This window comes from Pararhizobium mangrovi (assembly GCF_006516965.1).
In the GTDB taxonomy this organism is placed as follows: domain Bacteria; phylum Pseudomonadota; class Alphaproteobacteria; order Rhizobiales; family Rhizobiaceae; genus Pararhizobium_B; species Pararhizobium_B mangrovi.
Window position 1 is genome coordinate 112,914 of sequence record NZ_VHLH01000010.1, and the last position, 19,128, is coordinate 132,041.

Below are 19,128 nucleotides of genomic sequence, written 5' to 3' on the forward strand. Positions count from 1 at the left end.
CTGGCGAACCGGGCGCGCGTCTTCATGGAACGCGAACATGGGTCGACGATACGCAAGATGGGCGTGCACACAAGCGCTTCCGCATGGGCAATATGGCGCACCCGCCGGCGGGCAACGAAAGGGTCGGTCGTTCCAAGGCGGACGTGCAGACTGCATAATAAGAAGGCAAATCACGTCGGTGCATAAAATTTTTTCGGAAAGCGTTGACTCCGTTGTCGGCTCGGTTACGCTTCCGTTGAAAATCAGCTCCATGAGCTAAGGGCAAACACGCCTCGTCGTCGCTCGGTCTTTCCAGAAGGCCCGGCGGACGAGGCGTTTTTCGTTCGGGATACCGGCGATGCGCAGACGGCTACGGGTCGGACTTCTCTATTCCCTCAGCGGAACCTATGCGCTGCTTTCGCAAGGCTGCCGTGCGGGTGCGCTCGCCGCGATCGAGGCGGTGAACGGTGATGCGTCCCTTCCGATCGAGATCGAGGCGGTCGAGCGCGATCCGGCAGGCAACATCGACCGCTACGCGCCGCTGGCGGAAGAGCTGCTGCGTGGCGAAAGGGTCGATCACATCGTCGGCTGCATCACCTCGTGGAGCCGCAAGGAGGTGATCCCCGCGCTCGAGAAGACCGGCGGAACGCTGTGGTACGCCGCGCCCTACGAGGGCTTCGAGGCGAACGACCACGTCGTCTACATGCATGCCTGCCCGAACCAGCACATCCTGCCGTTGATGCGATACGCGATCCCGCGCTTCGGGGTGCGCGCGTTCCTCGTCGGCTCGAACTACATCTGGGGCTGGGAAACGAACCGGATCGCGCGCGATCTCGTCCACGATGCCGGCGGCAGCGTTCTCGGCGAACGGCACCTCGCGCTCGGCGACGAGGATGTCGGCCGCATCGTCGAGGAGATCCGGCAGACGCGGCCGAGCTTCGTTCTCAACAATTTCGTCGGCGCGACCTCCTACGCTTTCCTGAAGGCGTATGCCGAACTCGGCGAATGCGATCCGTGGTTTGCGTCGGCGAATTGCCCGGTGCTGAGCTGCAACCTTACCGAAGCCGAACTTGGCGCAATCGGCCGGGCGGGCGAGGGGCATATCGCCGCCGGACCCTTCTTCGACACGCGGCCGACCGGCGCCGGGGCGCGGCGATCCTCGTTCATGATGGCTGCCGAGAGCGCAATCCGCGTACTCGCGCAAACCGTGGTGCAGGGCGGCGGTGCCGGCGGCGCGCTCGACCTCGCACGCGGGCCTTTTGACACGCCGTTCGGCCGGATCGCGTTCGATCTGCAGACACGGCATGCCCATCTGCCGGTGCATATCGCGCGCATCGAAGACGGCCGGTTCACCATTGTGGACGGCAGCTGCGGGCTCGTCGCGCCCGATCCCTACCTTTCGCGCTACGATCCCCATACCGCCTTCGCACGCACCCTGAGGGTCGTCTCGTGACCCGGCAGCGCATTCCCAATCTCGGCGGGGCACGTGCCGTCATCCTTCATCGGCCACATGACGTGGTGGATGCGCTGGCGCGGCAGCTCTCGGCGATCGGCCTCGTGCCGGAACCCTGCTGGCCGGACCTGCCGGCAAGCGTCGTCGCCGCCGACTTCCTCTTTTTCGACGCCGATATGGGCTTCGATGCGCAGTTTCCCTGGGCTGCCGGTGCCGCACCGCTTCCGACGATCATGCTGATCGGCTCGGAAGCGCCGGGGCGTATCGAATGGGCGCTGTCCCGCGAGGCGAACGCCCAATTGCTCAAGCCGGTCGGCAGTGCGGGCGTCTATTCCTCTCTTCTGATCGCGCGGCAGACCTTCGAACGCCGAATGCAGCAGACAGCCGAGATCGAGACGCTCCGCGAGCGCGTGGCCGAACGCCAGACGATCGTTCGTGCCGTCGCGGTCCTTGGTGGCGACGGTGGGGAGGAGGCGGGCTTCGATCGTCTGCGCCATCTCGCGATGGACTGGCGGGTGACGATGGAAGAGGCTGCCGCACGCGTGATGGCAGCTTCCGGCGAGCCGCCGCGTACCGGTCCGGCCAAGAGGAGAGCCGGATGAGCGCGACGACGGAAGAAACCTCCGCAGGCCCCGTCCGGCGACGCGCGCCACGGGGCACGCTTCGCCGGCTCCTCTCGCGGCCGCTCGCCGTCGTCGGCTTGGCAATCATCGGGATCGTCACATTCGGGGCGATCTTCGCACCCTGGCTGACACCCTACGGCGTCGACGACCAGATGTTCGACGGGCTGACGCTGCAGGGCGCGCCCCTGCCACCGAACGGGCATTTCCTGCTCGGAACGGACCTGCTCGGCCGCGATCTCCTCACGCGCATCCTGTTCGGCGCACGCACGTCGCTCATCATCGGCATCGTGGCGAACGGCGTATCGCTGGCGATCGGCAGCGCCGTCGGCATCACGGCCGGCTATTTCCGCGGCTGGGTCGGCACGATCCTCATGCGCTTCACCGATCTGATGATGGCCTTTCCCGCGCTCCTGCTCGCAATCTGCCTGGCGGCCGTCTTCACGCCGAGCCTGTGGATCGTCGCCATGGTGATCGCGCTCGTCAACTGGGTGCAGATCGCGCGCGTCGTCTATACCGAGACGCGTTCGATCAGCGAGCGGGAGTTCGTCGATGCCGAACGCTCGCTTGGCGCCGGCTCCATGCGCATCCTCACGAAGCACATCCTGCCGCACCTTGTTCCGATCATCATCGTGTGGGGGACACTCGGGATTTCCGTCACCGTGCTTCTCGAGGCGACGCTTTCCTATCTTGGCGTCGGCGTGCAGCCGCCGACCCCTTCCTGGGGCAACATCATCTTCGAGAACCAGACCTACTTCCAGGCCGCACCCTGGCTGGTCTTCTTTCCCGGTGCGGCGATCTTGGCGCTCGCGCTTGCCTTCAATCTCGTCGGCGATGCGCTGCGTGACATCCTGGACCCGACGCAACGGGGGATCCTGTCATGATCGGCTACCTCGTCCGGCGGCTTCTCCAATCGATCCTCATCCTGATCGGCGTCTCGATCGTCACCTACGCGCTGCTCTACGTTCTTCCCGCCGATCCCGCGCGCCAGATCGCGGGGCGTAGCGCCACGGCGGAGACGGTCGCGAACATTCGCGAGCAACTGGGCCTGAACGATCCCTTCATCGTGCAGTACTGGCGCTATTTCCTTGGCCTTCTCCATGGCGATTTCGGCCGCTCCTACCTGCAACGCACCGAGGTCGCGGACCTCGTTGCGGCGCGACTGCCGGCGACCCTGCTCCTCATGCTCGGCGCGATCGTCTGCGAACTGGCGATGGGGCTGACGATGGGCCTCGTTGCGGCCTTGCGGCGCGGGACGAACACCGACCAGGGGCTGATGGTCGTTTCCTTCGTCGGCGTTTCCGCGCCGCAATTCGTGACCGGGCTCCTGCTTCTCTACGTCTTTGCCGTGAGGCTCGGCTGGTTCCCGATCGGCGGCTACGGCACGTTTTCGCATCTCGTGCTGCCATCGCTGACGCTCGGCGTGCTCGGGGCAGGCTGGTATTCGCGCATGATGCGCTCGTCGATGATCGACGTCCTGCGACAGGATTATATCCGCACCGCGCGCGCCAAGGGGCTGAAGCGCTTCGTCGTCGTCTTCCGGCATGCCCTGCCGAACGCGATCCTGCCGGTCATCGCGATGATCGGCATCGATATCGGCCTCTTCATGAGCGGTATCGTGGTGGTCGAAAGCGTGTTCGGCTGGCCCGGCATCGGCCAGCTCGCCTGGCAGGCGATCCAGCGCGTCGACATTCCCATCATCATGGGCGTTACGCTCGTCTCGGCGATCGCCATCGTGCTCGGCAATCTGCTTGCCGACGTGGTGGCGCCGTTCATCGACCCGAGGATCAAGCTCAGATGACGCAATTCCTACCCAACGTTCCACGATCACGGAGGCAAGCATGAAGAAAGCATTCTATGCAGGGGTCGCCACCCTTGCGATCGGCATTGCCCTCGGCGCGATGCCCGCAAAAGCGCAATCGAGCGGCGACAAGGGCGCGACCGACGCATCCGCCACGAAGGCGCAGGATGGCGGCGCGATCACCGTCACCTTCAACAACGACGTTGCGACGCTCGACCCCGCGATCGGCTACGACTGGCAGAACTGGTCGATGATCAAGAGCCTGTTCGACGGACTGATGGGCTACAAGGCTGGCACGACCGAACTCGAACCGGACCTCGCCGAGAGCTATACCGTTTCCGACGACGGCAAGACCTATACGTTCAAGCTCCGCGACGGCGTGAAATTCCACAACGGCCGGACGATGACGGCCGATGACGTACAATATTCGCTGGACCGCGTCGTCGATCCGAAGACGAAGAGCCCGGGGGCCGGCTTCTTCTCTTCGATCGCCGGTTATCAGGATGTCGCCGACGGCAAGGCCGAACATCTCAAGGGCGTAAAGGTCGTCGATCCGCATACGGTCGAGATCGACCTCGACGAGCCGGACGCCGCCTTCCTGCACAAGATGGCGTTGAACTTCGCCTTCGTCGTGCCGAAGGAAGCGGTCGAGAAGTACGGCGACGATTTCGGCAAGAACCCGGTCGGCACCGGCGCCTTCAAGATGAAGAACTGGTCGCTCGGTCAGCAGCTCGTCTTCGTCAAGAACGACGACTATTTTCGCAAGGGTCTGCCGCATCTCGACCAGATCACCTTCCAGTTCGGGCAGGAGCCGATCGTTGCATTGCTGCGCCTGCAGCGCGGCGAGGTCGACATTGCCGGGGACGGCATTCCGCCGGCGAAGTTCCTCGAAGTGATGAACGATCCGAAACAGAAGAAGGAGGTCGTCTCCGGCGACCAGCTTCAAACCGGCTACATCACCATGAACACGACGGAGAAGCCCTTCGACGACGTGAAGGTGCGCAAGGCCGTCAACATGGCGATCAACAAGCGGCGCATCATCCAGATCATCAATGGCCGTGCGACGCCTGCGAGCCAGCCGCTTCCGCCGCTGATGCCGGCCTACGACAAGAGCTACGAGGGTTATAAGTACGATCCGGAAGCTGCGAAGAAGATGCTCGCCGACGCCGGCCATCCGGACGGCTTCGAGACGCAGCTCTACGTCTACAACACCGATCCGCAGCCGCGCATCGCACAGGCGATCCAGCAGGATCTGTCGAAGATCGGCATCAAGGTGGACATCAAGTCGCTTGCCCAGGCGAACGTGATCTCGGCCGGCGGATCGAAGGACGGCGTGCCGATGATCTGGTCCGGCGGCATGGCCTGGATCGCGGACTATCCCGATCCCTCGAACTTCTACTGGCCAATTCTGGGCTGTTCCGGTGCCGCCGAGGGCGGCTGGAACTGGGCGAAATACTGCAACGAGGATCTCGACGCGGAAGCCGCCAAGGCCGATGCGATCGTCGCGCCGGGCAAGCAGCAGCAGCGCTACGACATGTGGAAGGACGTCTATCACAAGGTCATGGACGATGCGCCCTGGGTGCCGGTCTTCCACGAGAAGCGCTACACCATCAAGTCGGACCGGATGGGCGGACCGGACAAGTTCTACGCCGATCCCATCAACATCCCCGTGAACTACGACCATGTGTGGGTGAAGAATGTGCAATAGCCCGGAATACACGATCCACAGCCACCACCATCATTTCGGCTGGGACAATTCCATCGAACCGGTGCGCACGGTCGCACCGGGCACGACGGTCGAGTTCGAGTGCATCGATTCCTCCGGCGGCCAGCTGACGCCCGAAAGCACGATCGCCGACATGGCGGCGTTCGACTTCGACAAGATCAATCCCGTGACCGGGCCGATCGTCGTCGACGGCGCCGAACCGGGGGATGCGTTGAAGATCACGATCGGGGAGTTCAAGCCGTCCGGCTTCGGGTGGACGGCGAACATCCCGGGCTTCGGGCTGTTGGCCGACCAGTTCGAGGAACCGGCCCTCAACATCTGGTCCTACGACAAGGGCTCGCTCGAGCCGGCCCTCTTCGGTGAGCATGGGCGGGTGCCGCTGAAGCCGTTTGCCGGCACGATCGGCAATGCGCTTGCCGAACCGGGCCATCATTCGGTCGTTCCGCCGCGCCGCGTCGGCGGCAATCTCGACATTCGCGATCTTTCCGCCGGCACGGTGCTCTACCTGCCTGTGGAAGTGGCGGGCGCGCTCTTTTCCGTCGGCGATACCCATGCCGCACAGGGCGACGGCGAGGTGTGCGGAACGGCGATCGAAAGTCCGATGAATGCCGTTCTGACCTTCGAACTCGAGAAGGCGGCCAATCTTCGGATGCCGCGCTTCACAACGCCGGGACCGGTCACGCGCCACCTCGACGTGAAGGGCTACGAGGTGACGACGGGCGTCGGTGCCGACCTGATGGAAGGCGCTCGGGCGGCCGTCTCGCAGATGGTCGATCTGCTCGCCGCACGCCACAAGCTCGCGCCGGTCGATGCCTACATGCTGTGTTCCGTCTGTGGTGACCTGCGCATCTCCGAGATCGTCGACCAACCGAACTGGGTCGTGTCGTTCTATTTCCCGCGCACGGTCTTCGAATGAGCGTAAGCGAAGCGATCAGCGAGGCCGGTACCGTAATGCCGGCCTCACAAACCGGCGAGCCCGTCCTTCGCGTCGACGGTTTGACGGTTATGGTCGACGGGGAAGACGGGTCGCGGCCCGTCGTTTCCGATTTGAGCTTCGAGGTACGGCGCGGCGAGACGCTGGCTCTGGCCGGCGAGTCCGGCTCCGGTAAGTCGATGACGTCGCTCGCGATCATGGGTCTGCTGCCGAAGCCGGCGGCGCGGCTTGCAGGTGGCCGCGTCCTGCTCGGCGAGACCGATCTCGCCCGTCTCGGCGAAGCCGGCATGCGCCGCATCCGCGGCGATCGCGTTGCGATGATCTTCCAGGAGCCGATGACCTCGCTCAATCCGGTGCTGACGATCGGCCGGCAGGTGATCGAGGCGATCCAGGCGCACGAGCCGATCGGTCGCCGGCAGGCGCGCGAACGCGCCATCGAGGCGCTGAACGCCGTGCGCATTCCCGAAGCCGAAAGCCGGCTCTCCCAGCATCCGCACGAACTTTCCGGCGGCATGCGCCAGCGGGTCGTCATTGCGATGGCCCTGGCGCTGAAGCCGGACGTCCTCATCGCGGACGAGCCGACGACGGCGCTCGACGTGACCGTTCAGGCGCAGATCCTGCAGCTTTTGAAAGACCTTCAGCGCGATCTCGGCACCGCGATCATCCTCATCACGCACGATATGGGCGTCGTCGCCGAGACGGCCGATCGCGTGATCGTGCTGCGCAACGGTAAGATGGTCGAGGAGAACGCGATCGACGTACTCTTCGCAAAGCCGCGCGAGCCCTATACGCGCGAACTGCTCGCGGCGGTGCCGCGCATGGGAACGTCGCGCGATCGTATCCCGGATGCCGAAAGGCGCGGCGCGGCGAAGACGCTTCTTTCTGCGCATGATTTGAGTGTCCGGTTCGATCTGACCGGCGGTGTTCTCGGGCGGGTGAACCGCCGGGTGCACGCCGTCGAAGGGATCTCATTCGATATCCAAGCACGCGAAACCTTCTCGCTCGTCGGCGAGTCCGGCTGCGGCAAGTCGACGACGGCGAAGGCGATCGCCGGCCTCGTGCCCTATGAGGGCGATCTGATCCTCGACGGACGCAATATCGGCGGGCTCGACCGTGCGGGCCGGAAGCGGGTACGTCGCGATATCCAGATGATCTTCCAGGACCCGTTCGCCTCGCTCGATTCGCGCATGACGGTCGGCGACCTCGTGCGCGAACCGCTCGATATCCACGATGTCGGCAAGCCGCGGGAGCGGAACGAGCGCGTGGTCGAGCTCTTCGAGCGCGTCGGTCTGACGGCGGATCAGGTGCGCCGCTATCCGCACGAATTTTCCGGCGGCCAGCGCCAGCGCATCTGCATCGCGAGGGCTTTGGCGCTGCGGCCGAAGCTGATCGTCGCCGACGAAAGCGTTTCCGCACTCGACGTCTCGGTTCAGGCGCGCGTGCTCGATCTCCTGAAGGAGTTGCAGGCCGAGTTCGGCATCGCCTATCTGTTCATCTCGCACGACATGGCCGTGGTCGAGACGATCTCCGACCGCGTGGCGGTGATGTATCTCGGGCAGATCGTCGAAATGGGAAGCTGCGCTCAGATCTTCGCCGACCCGCGTCATCCCTATACGCGACGCCTCATCGAGGCCGTTCCGGTTCCCGATCCGAACTACGAGCGCGCGCCTTTCATCCGTATGACGGGCGAGATCCCGACGCCGGTGCGCAAGCTGAACGATCCGCCCGAACGTCTGACCCTGCAGGATGTGGGCGGCGGACATCTCGTGGCCGAGGAGGCGGTGCGTGTGTGATCGGGGGAGGTTGCGAAAAGCGCCTGTCCCTATTTCCCGCCGTCGACGCTGATGATCTGGCCGGAGATCCAGCCGGCGTTTTCGCTTGCGAAGAAAAGCACCATCGCGGCGATGTCTTCGGGCGTGCCGCGGCGTTTCAGCGCGATCGATTCGACGAGGCGGGTCTGTCCTTCGGTGCCCATCGCCTCCCATTGGCGTTCGGTCGCGGGATTGGAGCGCACGAAGCCGGGGGCGACGCTGTTGACCGTGATGCCGAACGCGCCGAGTTCGTGGGCGAGCTGGCGCGTCAGGCCGATCTGGCCGGCCTTCGCGCTCGCATAGGCTTGGATGCCCGTCAGGCTGACCCCGAGGCCGGCGCCGCTCGCGATGTTGACGATGCGCCCGAAGGTTCGCTCCTTCATCGTCGGCGCGACGGCCTGGCTCATGAAGAACGCGCCGTCCAGGTTAACGGCGAAGATCGCCCGCCAGTCGTCCTCGCCGATCTCTTCGATCGGCCGGCCGGTCTGGCCGCGAACGCCGCCGGCATTGTTCACGAGGACGTCGATACGGCCCGTCTTCGCGGCGATGCCGCCGACCGCGGACTGAACGGCGGCCCGATCGCCGACGTCGAGAACATGGGAATGCACGGCGCCGCGCGCCGAGCGCGCCGTCTCTTCGAGCCCGGCCTCGTCGATATCGAAGACGTGAACGTCCGCCCCGCGCTCGGCGAAGGCGTGCGCGATGGCACGGCCGAAGCCGATCGCACCGCCGGTGACGAGTACGGTCCGACCGGAGAAATCGAAATTCATCGCGCGGTTTCCAGATTTTCCAGTTCCGACAGATTCGCAAAATCGAGCGGACGGTCGCCGGTTTCGATCTCGTGGATCATCGCGACCACCCGCTCGGTCAACGGTGTCGGAACACCGTGCGCATGGCCGGTCGAGACGATGGGGCCAAGCTGGGCGTCGACCTCGGTCGCCCGCTTGCGGATCGCGAGGTCGCGCCAGATGCCGGAATGCGACTTTTCCGAGCGCCGGTTGTGCGCCACCATGTCGTCGAAGGAGCGCTCGGTCCTTTCCTTGTCGGCACCGGGTGAAAAGGCGAGCGGATCGAAGCCGTCGAAAGGTTCGGGCTTCACGCCTGCCGCATCGGCGACCGCGCCGACTTCCTGTGCCAGGCGCGTGAGGAGAGGGCGGAAGCGCCGCTCGTCGAGCACGTCGGCGATGCTGTCGTCGGTGAGCGCGGTCGCGAAGAGGAGCGTGCCGTAGACGAGCTTGCCCCAGAGATAGCCCCAGATGTTGTCCGTCAGCACCGCTTTCGGTTCGAAGCGCTGCATCAGGGCGTAAAGGGCGTCGATGCGCGGGCTTGCCGATCCGTCGAGTTCGCCGACGACGACGGCGCCGTGGCCGCTGTAATGCACATGGCCGGGCGCCAGATAGTCCGCGCCGAAATTCACGAAGCAGCCGACGGTCCGCTCGGCGCCGACCGTGTCGGCGATGACCCGTTCGTTGAGCCCGTTCTGGGCCGAGACGACGAAGCCGTCTTCTGCAAGATGCGGTTTCAGGGCGCGAATGGCGGCATTGGTATGATGCGCCTTCACGCAGAGAAAGGTCCGCTCGAACGTGCCCCGAAGCGCTTCGGGCGTGAAGGCGGGCAGACGAACGGTATCGCCGAAGATCGGCCCCTCGATCGTCAGCCCGTGCGCCTCGATCGCCATGACGTGATCGGCCGCGGCGTCGACGAGCACGACCTCTTCGCCCGTGCGGGCGAAGGCGGCCGCGAGCGTCCCGCCGATGGCGCCAGCGCCCCAGATCAGGATCGGGCCGCTCACGACCACGGACCCTCGAGCTGCGCGCGGGTCTCCTCGACGCCGACCGCCCAGAGCGCTTCCATCTCGTCGTCGGACTTTTCGTAATAGCCGCCGAAATTGCCGTCGCCGAGATAGCCGCGCAGCGTGTCGGCACTCATCACGCTCATCCGGGCGAAATCGACCATCGGCTTTTGCTGGGTCGGCTGTTCGATGCCGGCGAGCCGCGTCCAGGGGAAGTTTTCCATCCAGGAGGCGTGCGAGGCGACGGGATCGATCTCCTGCACCTTGGCGAAGGTCTTCGGCGCGTTCCACCAATTGTGCAGCTTCACCGCGACGTCCGGGTTCTCGCCCATCCATTCGAGCGCCAGATTGCCCGCCGGCACGTTTCCGCCATGGCCGTTAACCAGCAGGATGCGGCGGAAGCCGGTGCTCGCCAGCGAATCGAGGATGTCGCGAACGACCGCGAGATAGGTCGCCACGGAAAGCGAGACCGTGCCCGGATAGGCCATGAAGCGCGGCGTCAGCCCGTAGGCCACGGCAGGAAAGACGGGAACGCCGAGCGGTTCGGCCGCGTCCGCCGCGACCTTTTCGGAAAGGATCGAATCGACGGAAAGCGAGAGATTGGCGTGCTGCTCGGTGCTGCCGAGCGGCAGGACGCAGCGATCGTCATGCTTCAGATAGGCCTCGACCTGGCTCCAGTTCATCTCGGCGATCTTCATGAGGCTTCCTTGTCTTCCTGGATGGGTTCGGCCGATCTGCCGATCAGCGGAATGATCTCGCGTTCGACGTCTGCGGCATCGGGTGCGTGGCGGTATTCGAAGACGGTCTTGTCGCCGGAAACATGCGCGACGACCGATTCCGCGCCCGTCGCGTAGATGACGGCGTCCGCCCAGGCGACGATATCGTCGAGGCCCTCGGTCTCGATGGTGACGCCGCGTACCGTTTCGAGGTGGGGCGCAAAACGACGAACGCCCGCCGTCATGATCGGTAGGAAATCGGCGAAGCGCGAGACCGCGGCAATGCGGTGATTGGAATCGAGCGAGGCGAGGGCACGCCGCGTTTCCTCGGACGGAATGAAGCTTACCGCCGCCACCCGGGTACCCGGTACGAGGGCGGCGACCTCCCGGCGGCGATTGGCGAAGGTGACGACGAGGTCGGCCGCCTTGGCTCGCATCAGCTTTTCCGCGTCGCGCTCGATTTCGGCGACGGTCATCGGCTCGACAGTCGCCGCCCGGCCGACCTGTTCGCCGAGACGGCGGGCGTAGCTCGCCGTCGCAGCCGGGAAGAGCCCGACGAGCGCGATGCGGAAGCGCCGGCCGACGCGTTCGCGATAGACGGCGCTCGCGTGGACGAGGGCGACGAGTTCGCTCGCGCCGAGCCCCATCGCCTCGCCGGCGTCGACGAGGTCGTTGATCTGGTGGTGGAGCTTCGCACCGCCTTGACGCATGGCGCCTCGCGAGGTGGAACCGCTGTGGCTGACGAAGGAGCCCGCACCCGGCCGCGTTTCGATCAGGCCGGCACGCTTGAGATCGGTATAAACCTGGCTCACCGTCATGGGCGCCACGCCGACCGTTTCGGAAAGCTCGCGCACGGAGGGCAGGGCCGCTCCGGGCATCAGCTCGCCGCATGCGATGCCGTACTCGATCAGGCCCTGTAGCTGCGTGCGCAGGCCGACCGGAAGCGTACGGTCGACGAAGAACTCCATGTCACCCCTCAAGCGTTCTAGTCCTGTAATACGCATAGGACGCTGCTGGAGACCTTAGCAAGGGCGTTTCCACACTTTCGCACAGACTAAGGCGTTGACAAGGTGGCGGGGCCATGGAAGCGTACTGAAAAAGTAGAACGCTTTCAGATCGAAGGGGAACTTCATGAAGCGCATTCTGGCTGCCGCGCTGACGGCAACATTCCTTTTCAGTTCGGCTCTTCCGTCGCTCGCGATCGAACGGGGCGGCACCATGACCTATGGTCGCTACGCCGACAGCCTTTTCCTCGATCCGGTCCTCAACGACGCCAATGTCGACATCTGGATCCTGACCAATCTCTACGACACGTTGATCCTGCCGACCGACGACGGCAAGGGGCTGAAGCCCGGACTGGCGACGAAATGGAACGTTTCCGAGGACGGCAAGACCGTCACGCTCACATTGCGGCAAGGCGCCGAGTTCTCCGACGGCTCGCCAATCACGCAGGAAGACGTGAAGTGGTCTCTCGACCGGGCGAAGAACCCGGATAACGGCATCTGGAACTTCCTGGTTCAGTCCATCGACACGGTCGAGGCGAAGGGCGACGACCAGATCGTCCTGCATCTGAAGCATCCCGATCCGGCGATCCTGGCGGCATTGACCGTCTTCAATACCGCGATCATGCCGAAGAAGGCCTTCGAGGCCTCGGACGGCAAGACGATGCGCGAAAAGGCCGAGAACTTCGCCCAGCACATGGTCGGCTCCGGGCCGTTCGTCCTGAAGTCGTGGGATCGCGGCTCGACCATGAAGCTCGTCAAGAACGAGCATTACTGGGCCAAGGGCGAAGACGGAAAGCCGCTGCCCTATCTCGACGGCGTCACCTTCGAGGTCCTCCCCGACGACGCGACGCGCATCCTGAAGCTGAAGTCGGGCGAACTCGACGGCGCGGAGCTCATTCCCTATTCCCGCGTCAAGGAGCTTCAGGACGCTCCAAACGTCGACATGAAGCTTTTCCCCTCGACGCGCGTCGCCGACATCATCATGAACGTGCGCCAGAAGGTGAACGGCAAGGACAACCCGATCTCCAAGCCGAAGGTTCGCCAGGCGCTGAATTACGCGGCCAACAAGAAGGCCATCATTCAGGTGGTCACGAACGGCGTCGGCTCGCCGATGAGTTCCTACATGTCCTCGGCGACGCCGCTGCATACCGGCGACGGCAAGGCCGTCTACCCCTACGATCTCGACAAGGCGAAGTCGCTGATGAAGGAAGCCGGTTATCCCGACGGTTTCAAGACTTCGATCCTCGTGCTCGCCGGCAGCCAGGATGAGATCGGCACGGCCACCGCGCTGCAACAGATGTGGAGCCAGATCGGCGTGAAGCTCGACATCCAGCAGGTCGACAACGCCTCGCGCACCCAGAAATACCGCGACGGCAACTTCCAGATGCGCGCCGGTGCCTGGACCGACGACATCGCGGATCCGAACGAGATCACCTCGTACTACGTCTATTCGCCGAACATCGACGCCGTGCACAGCGGCTGGAAGAGCGACGAGGCGAACAAGCTCTACGAGGCGTCCCAGCAGGAACTCGATCACGACAAGCGGGCCGAGCAGTACAAGCGTATTCAGGAGATCTACAACTCCTCGGGTCCGACGATCTCGCTCTACGAATCGCCCTATCCGGTGGCGCTTTCACCGAAGGTGCACGGCTACGTGCAGATCCCGCTCGGCAACAACATCTTCCGCTCGGCTTGGCTCGATCAATAAACGAGCTTCAGCGATAGCGGGGACACGGCGGCTCATTCCGGCGCCCGTGTTTCCGCTTAACGGGTCGGCCGCAAGGGACCGGCCGGCTTCAGAACATCGAGACGCCTGATCCCCGTGTCCTTCGCCAGCTTCATCTTCCGCCGCGTCCTGCAGATGATCCCGACGATCGTCTTCATCCTCGTCGTGACGTTCGTGCTCGTCCGGCTCCTGCCGGGGGATCCGGCAAGCGCCATCCTCGGCGACCGGGCACGCGACGCGGATGTCGCGCGCATCAACGCACGGCTCGGCCTCGATCAGCCGATCTTCGTGCAGTTCCTCTATTTCGTGCGGAACGTGTTTACCGGCGATCTCGGCAATTCGATCTCGCTCAAGGTGCCGGTCGCCCGCCTCATCGCGGAAAGGCTGCCGGTCACGCTGCTTCTGACGGCCATGGCGGCGGTGATCGCGCTCGTCATGGCGGTGCCGCTCGCCTTCGTCTCGGCGCTGAGACGCGGACGGGCCTCGGACGTCGTCGTGCGCGGGGCGTTCCAGGTGGGTCTGTCGATGCCAGTCTTCTATGTCGGGCTCGTGCTTCTGATCGTCTTTTCCGCCAACCTCCACTGGTTTCCCGTCGGGGGCTACGGCGACGGGTTCTTCGCCCATCTCTACCATCTGTTCCTGCCGGCGCTGACGCTGGCGCTGAGCCTCTCGGCGATCCTGATGCGCAATCTCAGGGCCGCCGTCATCGGCGTGGTCGGGGCGGAATACGTCGATTTCGCCCGCGCCAAAGGGCTGCGCTCGCGCCTCGTGCTGACCCGCCACGTGTTGCGCAACGCGCTGATCTCGACGGTGGCACTCTTCGGCCTGCAAATCGGCGTGCTGCTTTCGGGCGCCGTCGTCACCGAGACGGTCTTCGCCATTCCGGGCGCCGGCCGGCTGATGATCGACAGCATCTACGGCCGCGACTATCCGGTGATCCAGGGGCTGACCATCGCGCTCGCCGTCGTCGTTTCGCTGATCTTCCTCGCGACCGACATCGTGCAGGCGTGGCTCGACCCGAGGGTGGCGCGATGAAGGTCGTGACGGGACAAAGGCCGCGCATGCATCGCGTTCTGTTCGATCTTCCCGCGACGATGATCATTGGCGGGATCATCCTGTTCGCAAGCTTCGTGCTCGCCTTCTTCCCGAGCCTCTTCGCACCCTACGACCCGAACGCCTTCGACTACGGCGCGCTCCTGCATGCGCCGACGCTCGCCCATCCCTTCGGCACGGACAATTACGGCCGCGACATGCTTTCGCGCGTCATCCACGCCTATACGATCGACATGCAGATCGCCGTCTTCGCGACCATCGTTCCGGTCATCGTCGGCACCCTGATCGGCGCCGTCGTCGGCTATGCCGGCGGGTTGACGGAAGCCTTCTTCGGGCGGGTGGTCGACGCCATCATCACCTTTCCCTTCCTCGTGCTGGTGATCGCGATCGTCTCCGTGCTCGGACCGGGGCTCATCAACATGTACATCGCCGTCGGCATCATCGACTGGGTGTTCTACGGCCGGCTGACGGCCGCCGAGATCAAGGTGCAGAAGCGCCTCGACTACGCCGATGCCGGCCGCGTCATGGGCTATCGGCCGAGCCGCGTCGTCTTCCGTCACCTCCTGCCGAACGCGATGACGCCCGCGCTCGTCTACTGGATGACGGACATGGCGCTCGCCATCCTGCTCGGCTCGAGCCTCGGCTATCTCGGCCTCGGCGCGCAGCCGCCGGCGGCCGAATGGGGCGTGCTCATCGCCGACGGCAAGAACTTCATGACGACCGCCTGGTGGATCTCGATCTTTCCGGGCCTCGCCATCGTCATCACCGGCCTCGGCTTCAGCCTTTTCGGCGACGGCCTTGCCGAATTCCTGAGGACGCGGCGATGAGCGCGAAGACCGACGGCCTGCACGTACGGGGGCTCTGCGCGACCTTCGAGACCCCGCGCGGTCCGGCACGCGCCGTCGACGGCGTCGATCTCGACATCGCGCCGGGAGAGGTTTTCGGCCTCGTCGGCGAGTCCGGCTCGGGCAAGAGCGTGACGCTGCGTGCGCTGATGCGCCTCGTTCATCCGCCCGGCCGGGTGGAAGGCAACGTCGCGTGGCAGGGGCGCGATCTGATGGCGATGAAGCCGGAGGAACTGCGGCGTATGCGCGGCGGCGAGATCGCGATGATCTTTCAGGAACCGATGACGGCACTCAATCCCGTGCTGCCGGTGCGCGTGCAGATCGAGGAGAACCTGCGCGCCCATACGGACATGAACCGGCGCGAGCGGCGGGCGCGTGCGCTCGAACTGCTCGACATCGTCGGCATTCCCGCCGCGGCACGTCGGCTCGACGAGTATCCGCACCAGTTTTCCGGCGGCATGCGCCAGCGTGTGATGATCGCCATCGCGCTCGCGAGCTCGCCGAAGCTGCTTCTCGCCGACGAGCCGACGACGGCGCTCGACGTGACGATCCAGGACCAGATCCTGAAGCTGCTGCTCGACCTGCGCGACGAGTTTTCGATGAGCGTCGTCTTCGTGACGCACGATCTCGGCGTCGTCGCGTCGCTGTGCGATCGAATGGCGGTGATGTATGCCGGGCGCATCGTCGAGACGGGAACGGTGTCGGAGGTCTTCGCCACGCCGCACCATCCCTATACGCGCGGGCTGCTCGGTTCCGTGCCGCATGGTGGGGCCGAGCGAACCATGCTCGCCTCGATCGAGGGAACGCCGCCGGGCCTCGCGAGCTTGCCGGCGGGCTGTGCGTTCCATCCGCGCTGCGAATTCGCGACCGACGAATGCCGGCGGGAGCGACCGGCGCTCGAACCCTTCGCGCCGGGCCGATCGGTCGCCTGTTTCCATCACGAACGCGTGGCGCGCGCCGAGGAGCTGGCATGAGCGACGACGGCTCGCTGATTTCCGTTCGCCAGGTCTCCAAGCACTTCGACGCCGGCCAGTCGATCCTGAGCCGGCTCGCCGGCGAGCCGCGTGCGGCCGTCCACGCGCTGAACGGGATCGATCTCGATATTACCCGCGGCGAGACGCTCGGCGTCGTCGGCGAATCAGGCTGCGGAAAGTCGACGCTCGCGCGCTGCCTCGTGCGCCTGCACGATCCCGACGAGGGGACGATCCTCTTCGAAAACCGGGACATCGGCCACCTGAAGGGCGGCGCGCGGCGGGCGTTCAACCGTCGCGTCCAGATGATCTTTCAGGACCCTTACAGTTCGCTCAATCCGCGCCTGACCGTGCGCCGTATGCTGAGCGAGGCGCTCACCGTCCACCGCATGCGCCCGCGCGGCGAGATCGACGGGCGCATTGCCGAACTGCTCGACCTCGTCCGCCTGCCGTCCGACGCGGCCGAACGCTACCCGCACGAATTCTCCGGCGGCCAGCGTCAGCGCATCGGCATCGCCCGCGCGCTCGCGCTCGAACCCGATGTGCTCGTCGCCGACGAACTCGTCTCGGCGCTCGACGTCTCGGTGCAGGCCCAGGTCATCAACCTTCTGCTGACGCTGCAGGAAGAGCTTTCGCTGACGGTCGTCTTCGTCGCGCACGACCTTCGGCTGGTGCGCCACATCTCGCACCGCGTGGCGGTGATGTATCTCGGCCGGATCGTCGAGATCGCTCCGACGGAAGCGCTCTTTTCGACGCCGCGCCATCCCTATTCGAAGGCGCTGCTCGACGCCGCACCCGACCTCGACCCGGCGAAGCGAACCCGCGTAGCGGCCGCGCGCGGCGAACTGCCGAGCCCGCTCGACATTCCGCCGGGTTGCCCCTTCAACACGCGTTGCCCGTATGCCTTCGATCGCTGCTTCACCGAACGGCCGACGCTCGATCCGCGCGCACCCGGCCATCGCGCGGCGTGCCACCTGACCGAGTTCGCCGGCGGGCTGCCCGAACAGTCGAACGAAGCCGTCGCCGAACGGCAAAAGGAGGAAAACCGGGCATGAGCTTCGCCGACTTCGAAACCGGGATCGCCCGCTTCAACGACGTTCTTTGCACGCTGAACGTGCTCGCCTGGGACTCGCGCACGATGATGCCGGCGGGGGGCATCGAAGGCCGCAGCCACCAGATCGCGACGCTGACCGGCATTGCCCGGGACATGGCGACCGGCGAGGCGATGGCCCGCGCGATCGAGAGCGCCCGAACGGAACTCGAAGGTGTGGGACCGGACGATCTTCGCCTTCGCGCGGTGGAGACGGCGGCCGCCGGCATCGCGCAGCTTTCCCGGCTGCCTGCCGACCTCGTGCGCGAAAGCGCGGAACTCAAGACCCGGGCGCAGGCGGCGTGGGTCGAGGCGCGTGCGGCCGACGATTTCGCGGCCTTTGCGCCATGGCTGGAGCGTACCGTCGCGATGCAGCGCACGATCGCCGAGGCGCTCGGTTATGATTCGCATCCCTACGATCCGCTCGTGGCCATGTACGAACCGGACATGAGCTGGGAACGGCTTCGCACGCTCTTTTCCGGCTTGAGGAAGGAACTCGCGCCCCTGCTCGAAGCCGCACGCAACGACCCGCCGGCGCGAACGGACGTTCTGGAACGGCGTTTTCCGATCGATCGTCAGAAGGCCTTCTCGCGCGAGATCGCGGCCCGCTTCGGCTACGATTTCGAACGCGGGCGGCTCGACGATACGGCGCATCCCTTCGAGATCTCGTTCACCCGCGGCGACGTGCGCATCACCGGCCGGTTCCGCGAGACCTGGCTTCCGGGCGGCCTTTTCGCCGTGTGGCACGAGGTCGGCCACGGCACTTACGAACAGGGGATCGACCCGGCCTTCACACGCTCGGCGTTCGCCTGCGACTTCCTCAATCTCTACGCCGTCGGCGGCGCGAGCTTCGGCACGCACGAATCGCAGTCGCGGCTGTGGGAAAACCGGGTCGCGCGGTCGCATCGCTTCTGGGAACTCAACTATGATGCGCTGCGGTCGACCTTTTCCGACGAACTCGCCGACGTTTCCCTCGACGATTTCTGGCGTGCCGTGAACGCGCCGCGCCCGAACCTCATCCGGGTCGAGGCGGACGAGCTGACCTACGATTTCCACATCATGCTGCGTGCGGAGATCGAGGCGGGGCTGATGGCAGGCGAGATCGCGGTTGCGGACCTGCCGGCCATCTGGGCGGAGCGCATGCGTACCGATCTCGGCGTCGAGGTGCCGAACGATGCGGACGGCGTTCTGCAGGACGTACACTGGTCGTCCGGCATGATCGGCTCGTTCCCGACCTACACGATCGGCAACATCATGAGCGCGCAATTCTTCCGTGCCGCCGCTGCGAACGCGAATGTGGCCGACGGGCTCGAAACGGGCGATTACGCACCGTTGCGGGCATGGCTTCGGGAAAATGTCCACCGCCACGGCCGCTCCCGCTCGCCCAACGCCCTGCTCGAAGCGGCGACCGGACAATCCCTATCGACCGAGGCCTATATCGGCGAACTCGAGGACAAGGTTGCCCGGCTGACGGCATAGGGGTGAGCGGCTGTACGCGTCGGGCTGGGCGGAGGAACTCTAGATGTGAGCTTTCATTAGGTTGTCCATCCGGTCCGGACCGGGGATGCTGAGGTTGTGAGACTTCAGAGTCCAGGGAGGGACCGGAT

The 19,128-nt window shown here is 65.2% G+C and carries 17 protein-coding genes; 13 read left to right on the forward strand and 4 right to left on the reverse strand.

Annotated elements, in window-relative coordinates; genetic code table 11:
* Positions 1-337 precede the first annotated feature (337 nt).
* The 7 genes from FJU11_RS07365 to FJU11_RS07395 all read left to right on the forward strand — a co-directional run bounded on the left by FJU11_RS07365 (position 338) and on the right by FJU11_RS07395 (position 8,306).
* Positions 338-1,432, forward strand: a complete 1,095-nt coding sequence (locus FJU11_RS07365; RefSeq protein WP_141166390.1) for a transporter substrate-binding protein — start codon at positions 338-340, stop codon at positions 1,430-1,432.
* Positions 1,429-2,034 (forward strand): ANTAR domain-containing response regulator, encoded by a 606-nt coding sequence (locus FJU11_RS07370; protein WP_141166391.1) that lies wholly within the window; start codon positions 1,429-1,431, stop codon positions 2,032-2,034. The genes FJU11_RS07365 and FJU11_RS07370 overlap by 4 nt, the downstream gene beginning before the upstream one ends.
* Entirely contained in the window at positions 2,031-2,936 is a 906-nt protein-coding gene (locus tag FJU11_RS07375; protein WP_141166392.1) for an ABC transporter permease, read from the forward strand. The genes FJU11_RS07370 and FJU11_RS07375 overlap by 4 nt, the downstream gene beginning before the upstream one ends.
* Complete coding sequence (locus FJU11_RS07380) at positions 2,933-3,853, forward strand: ABC transporter permease (RefSeq protein WP_141166393.1); 921 nt, start codon at positions 2,933-2,935, stop codon at positions 3,851-3,853. The genes FJU11_RS07375 and FJU11_RS07380 overlap by 4 nt, the downstream gene beginning before the upstream one ends.
* A gap of 100 nt (positions 3,854-3,953) precedes the next feature.
* The gene (locus FJU11_RS07385) at positions 3,954-5,561 is read left to right on the forward strand and encodes an ABC transporter substrate-binding protein (protein WP_407946673.1); all 1,608 of its coding nucleotides are present in this window, start codon (positions 3,954-3,956) and stop codon (positions 5,559-5,561) included.
* Positions 5,551-6,495, forward strand: coding sequence for an acetamidase/formamidase family protein (locus tag FJU11_RS07390; protein WP_141166395.1), 945 nt, complete (start codon positions 5,551-5,553; stop codon positions 6,493-6,495). Before FJU11_RS07385 ends, FJU11_RS07390 begins: the two co-directional genes overlap by 11 nt.
* On the forward strand, positions 6,492-8,306 hold the full coding sequence (locus tag FJU11_RS07395) for an ABC transporter ATP-binding protein (protein ID WP_141166396.1): 1,815 nt from the start codon (positions 6,492-6,494) through the stop codon (positions 8,304-8,306). The genes FJU11_RS07390 and FJU11_RS07395 overlap by 4 nt, the downstream gene beginning before the upstream one ends.
* 29 nt (positions 8,307-8,335) lie before the next feature.
* On the opposite strand, the gene FJU11_RS07400 is transcribed toward FJU11_RS07395, so the two are convergent.
* Genes FJU11_RS07400 through FJU11_RS07410 form a run of 4 tightly spaced genes read right to left on the reverse strand, consistent with a single transcriptional unit; the run spans position 8,336 to position 11,812 of the window.
* A complete protein-coding gene (locus FJU11_RS07400) occupies positions 8,336-9,094 on the reverse strand; it encodes an SDR family NAD(P)-dependent oxidoreductase (RefSeq protein WP_141166397.1) in 759 nt (252 codons plus the stop codon).
* Positions 9,091-10,116, reverse strand: a complete 1,026-nt coding sequence (locus FJU11_RS07405; RefSeq protein ID WP_210242856.1) for a ketopantoate reductase family protein — start codon at positions 10,114-10,116, stop codon at positions 9,091-9,093. The genes FJU11_RS07400 and FJU11_RS07405 overlap by 4 nt, the downstream gene beginning before the upstream one ends.
* Positions 10,113-10,814: a creatininase family protein gene (locus FJU11_RS18450; RefSeq protein WP_210242857.1), complete on the reverse strand. Its 702-nt coding sequence runs from the start codon at positions 10,812-10,814 to the stop codon at positions 10,113-10,115. The genes FJU11_RS07405 and FJU11_RS18450 overlap by 4 nt, the downstream gene beginning before the upstream one ends.
* A complete protein-coding gene (locus FJU11_RS07410) occupies positions 10,811-11,812 on the reverse strand; it encodes a GntR family transcriptional regulator (RefSeq protein WP_181408086.1) in 1,002 nt (333 codons plus the stop codon). Before FJU11_RS07410 ends, FJU11_RS18450 begins: the two co-directional genes overlap by 4 nt.
* 151 nt (positions 11,813-11,963) lie before the next feature.
* Between FJU11_RS07410 and FJU11_RS07415 the strand changes: the two genes are divergently transcribed.
* The 6 genes from FJU11_RS07415 to FJU11_RS07440 all read left to right on the forward strand — a co-directional run bounded on the left by FJU11_RS07415 (position 11,964) and on the right by FJU11_RS07440 (position 19,000).
* Entirely contained in the window at positions 11,964-13,544 is a 1,581-nt protein-coding gene (locus FJU11_RS07415) for an ABC transporter substrate-binding protein (protein ID WP_141166400.1), read from the forward strand.
* Between the two features lie 114 nt (positions 13,545-13,658).
* A complete protein-coding gene (locus FJU11_RS07420; protein WP_141166401.1) occupies positions 13,659-14,597 on the forward strand; it encodes an ABC transporter permease in 939 nt (312 codons plus the stop codon).
* Positions 14,598-14,623: 26 nt separating this feature from the next.
* On the forward strand, positions 14,624-15,442 hold the full coding sequence (locus FJU11_RS07425; protein WP_235890883.1) for an ABC transporter permease: 819 nt from the start codon (positions 14,624-14,626) through the stop codon (positions 15,440-15,442).
* Positions 15,439-16,434, forward strand: coding sequence for an ABC transporter ATP-binding protein (locus tag FJU11_RS07430; RefSeq protein WP_141166403.1), 996 nt, complete (start codon positions 15,439-15,441; stop codon positions 16,432-16,434). The genes FJU11_RS07425 and FJU11_RS07430 overlap by 4 nt, the downstream gene beginning before the upstream one ends.
* The gene (locus tag FJU11_RS07435) at positions 16,431-17,486 is read left to right on the forward strand and encodes an ABC transporter ATP-binding protein (protein ID WP_141166404.1); all 1,056 of its coding nucleotides are present in this window, start codon (positions 16,431-16,433) and stop codon (positions 17,484-17,486) included. Before FJU11_RS07430 ends, FJU11_RS07435 begins: the two co-directional genes overlap by 4 nt.
* Positions 17,483-19,000 (forward strand): carboxypeptidase M32, encoded by a 1,518-nt coding sequence (locus FJU11_RS07440; RefSeq protein WP_141166405.1) that lies wholly within the window; start codon positions 17,483-17,485, stop codon positions 18,998-19,000. Before FJU11_RS07435 ends, FJU11_RS07440 begins: the two co-directional genes overlap by 4 nt.
* Positions 19,001-19,128 lie beyond the last annotated feature (128 nt).

Excerpts from the sequence above, each read along its gene's own strand:
- FJU11_RS07380 (WP_141166393.1), top strand. The coding sequence starts at position 2,933 with ATGATCGGCTACCTCGTCCGGCGGCTTCTCCAATCGATCCTCATCCTG.
- FJU11_RS07440 (WP_141166405.1), top strand. The coding sequence starts at position 17,483 with ATGAGCTTCGCCGACTTCGAAACCGGGATCGCCCGCTTCAACGACGTT.
- FJU11_RS07390 (WP_141166395.1), top strand. The coding sequence starts at position 5,551 with ATGTGCAATAGCCCGGAATACACGATCCACAGCCACCACCATCATTTC.
- FJU11_RS07415 (WP_141166400.1), top strand. The coding sequence starts at position 11,964 with ATGAAGCGCATTCTGGCTGCCGCGCTGACGGCAACATTCCTTTTCAGT.
- FJU11_RS07395 (WP_141166396.1), top strand. The coding sequence starts at position 6,492 with ATGAGCGTAAGCGAAGCGATCAGCGAGGCCGGTACCGTAATGCCGGCC.
- FJU11_RS07400 (WP_141166397.1), bottom strand. The coding sequence starts at position 9,094 with ATGAATTTCGATTTCTCCGGTCGGACCGTACTCGTCACCGGCGGTGCG.
- FJU11_RS18450 (WP_210242857.1), bottom strand. The coding sequence starts at position 10,814 with ATGAAGATCGCCGAGATGAACTGGAGCCAGGTCGAGGCCTATCTGAAG.
- FJU11_RS07435 (WP_141166404.1), top strand. The coding sequence starts at position 16,431 with ATGAGCGACGACGGCTCGCTGATTTCCGTTCGCCAGGTCTCCAAGCAC.
- FJU11_RS07365 (WP_141166390.1), top strand. The coding sequence starts at position 338 with ATGCGCAGACGGCTACGGGTCGGACTTCTCTATTCCCTCAGCGGAACC.
- FJU11_RS07375 (WP_141166392.1), top strand. The coding sequence starts at position 2,031 with ATGAGCGCGACGACGGAAGAAACCTCCGCAGGCCCCGTCCGGCGACGC.
- FJU11_RS07425 (WP_235890883.1), top strand. The coding sequence starts at position 14,624 with ATGCATCGCGTTCTGTTCGATCTTCCCGCGACGATGATCATTGGCGGG.
- FJU11_RS07430 (WP_141166403.1), top strand. The coding sequence starts at position 15,439 with ATGAGCGCGAAGACCGACGGCCTGCACGTACGGGGGCTCTGCGCGACC.
- FJU11_RS07385 (WP_407946673.1), top strand. The coding sequence starts at position 3,954 with ATGCCCGCAAAAGCGCAATCGAGCGGCGACAAGGGCGCGACCGACGCA.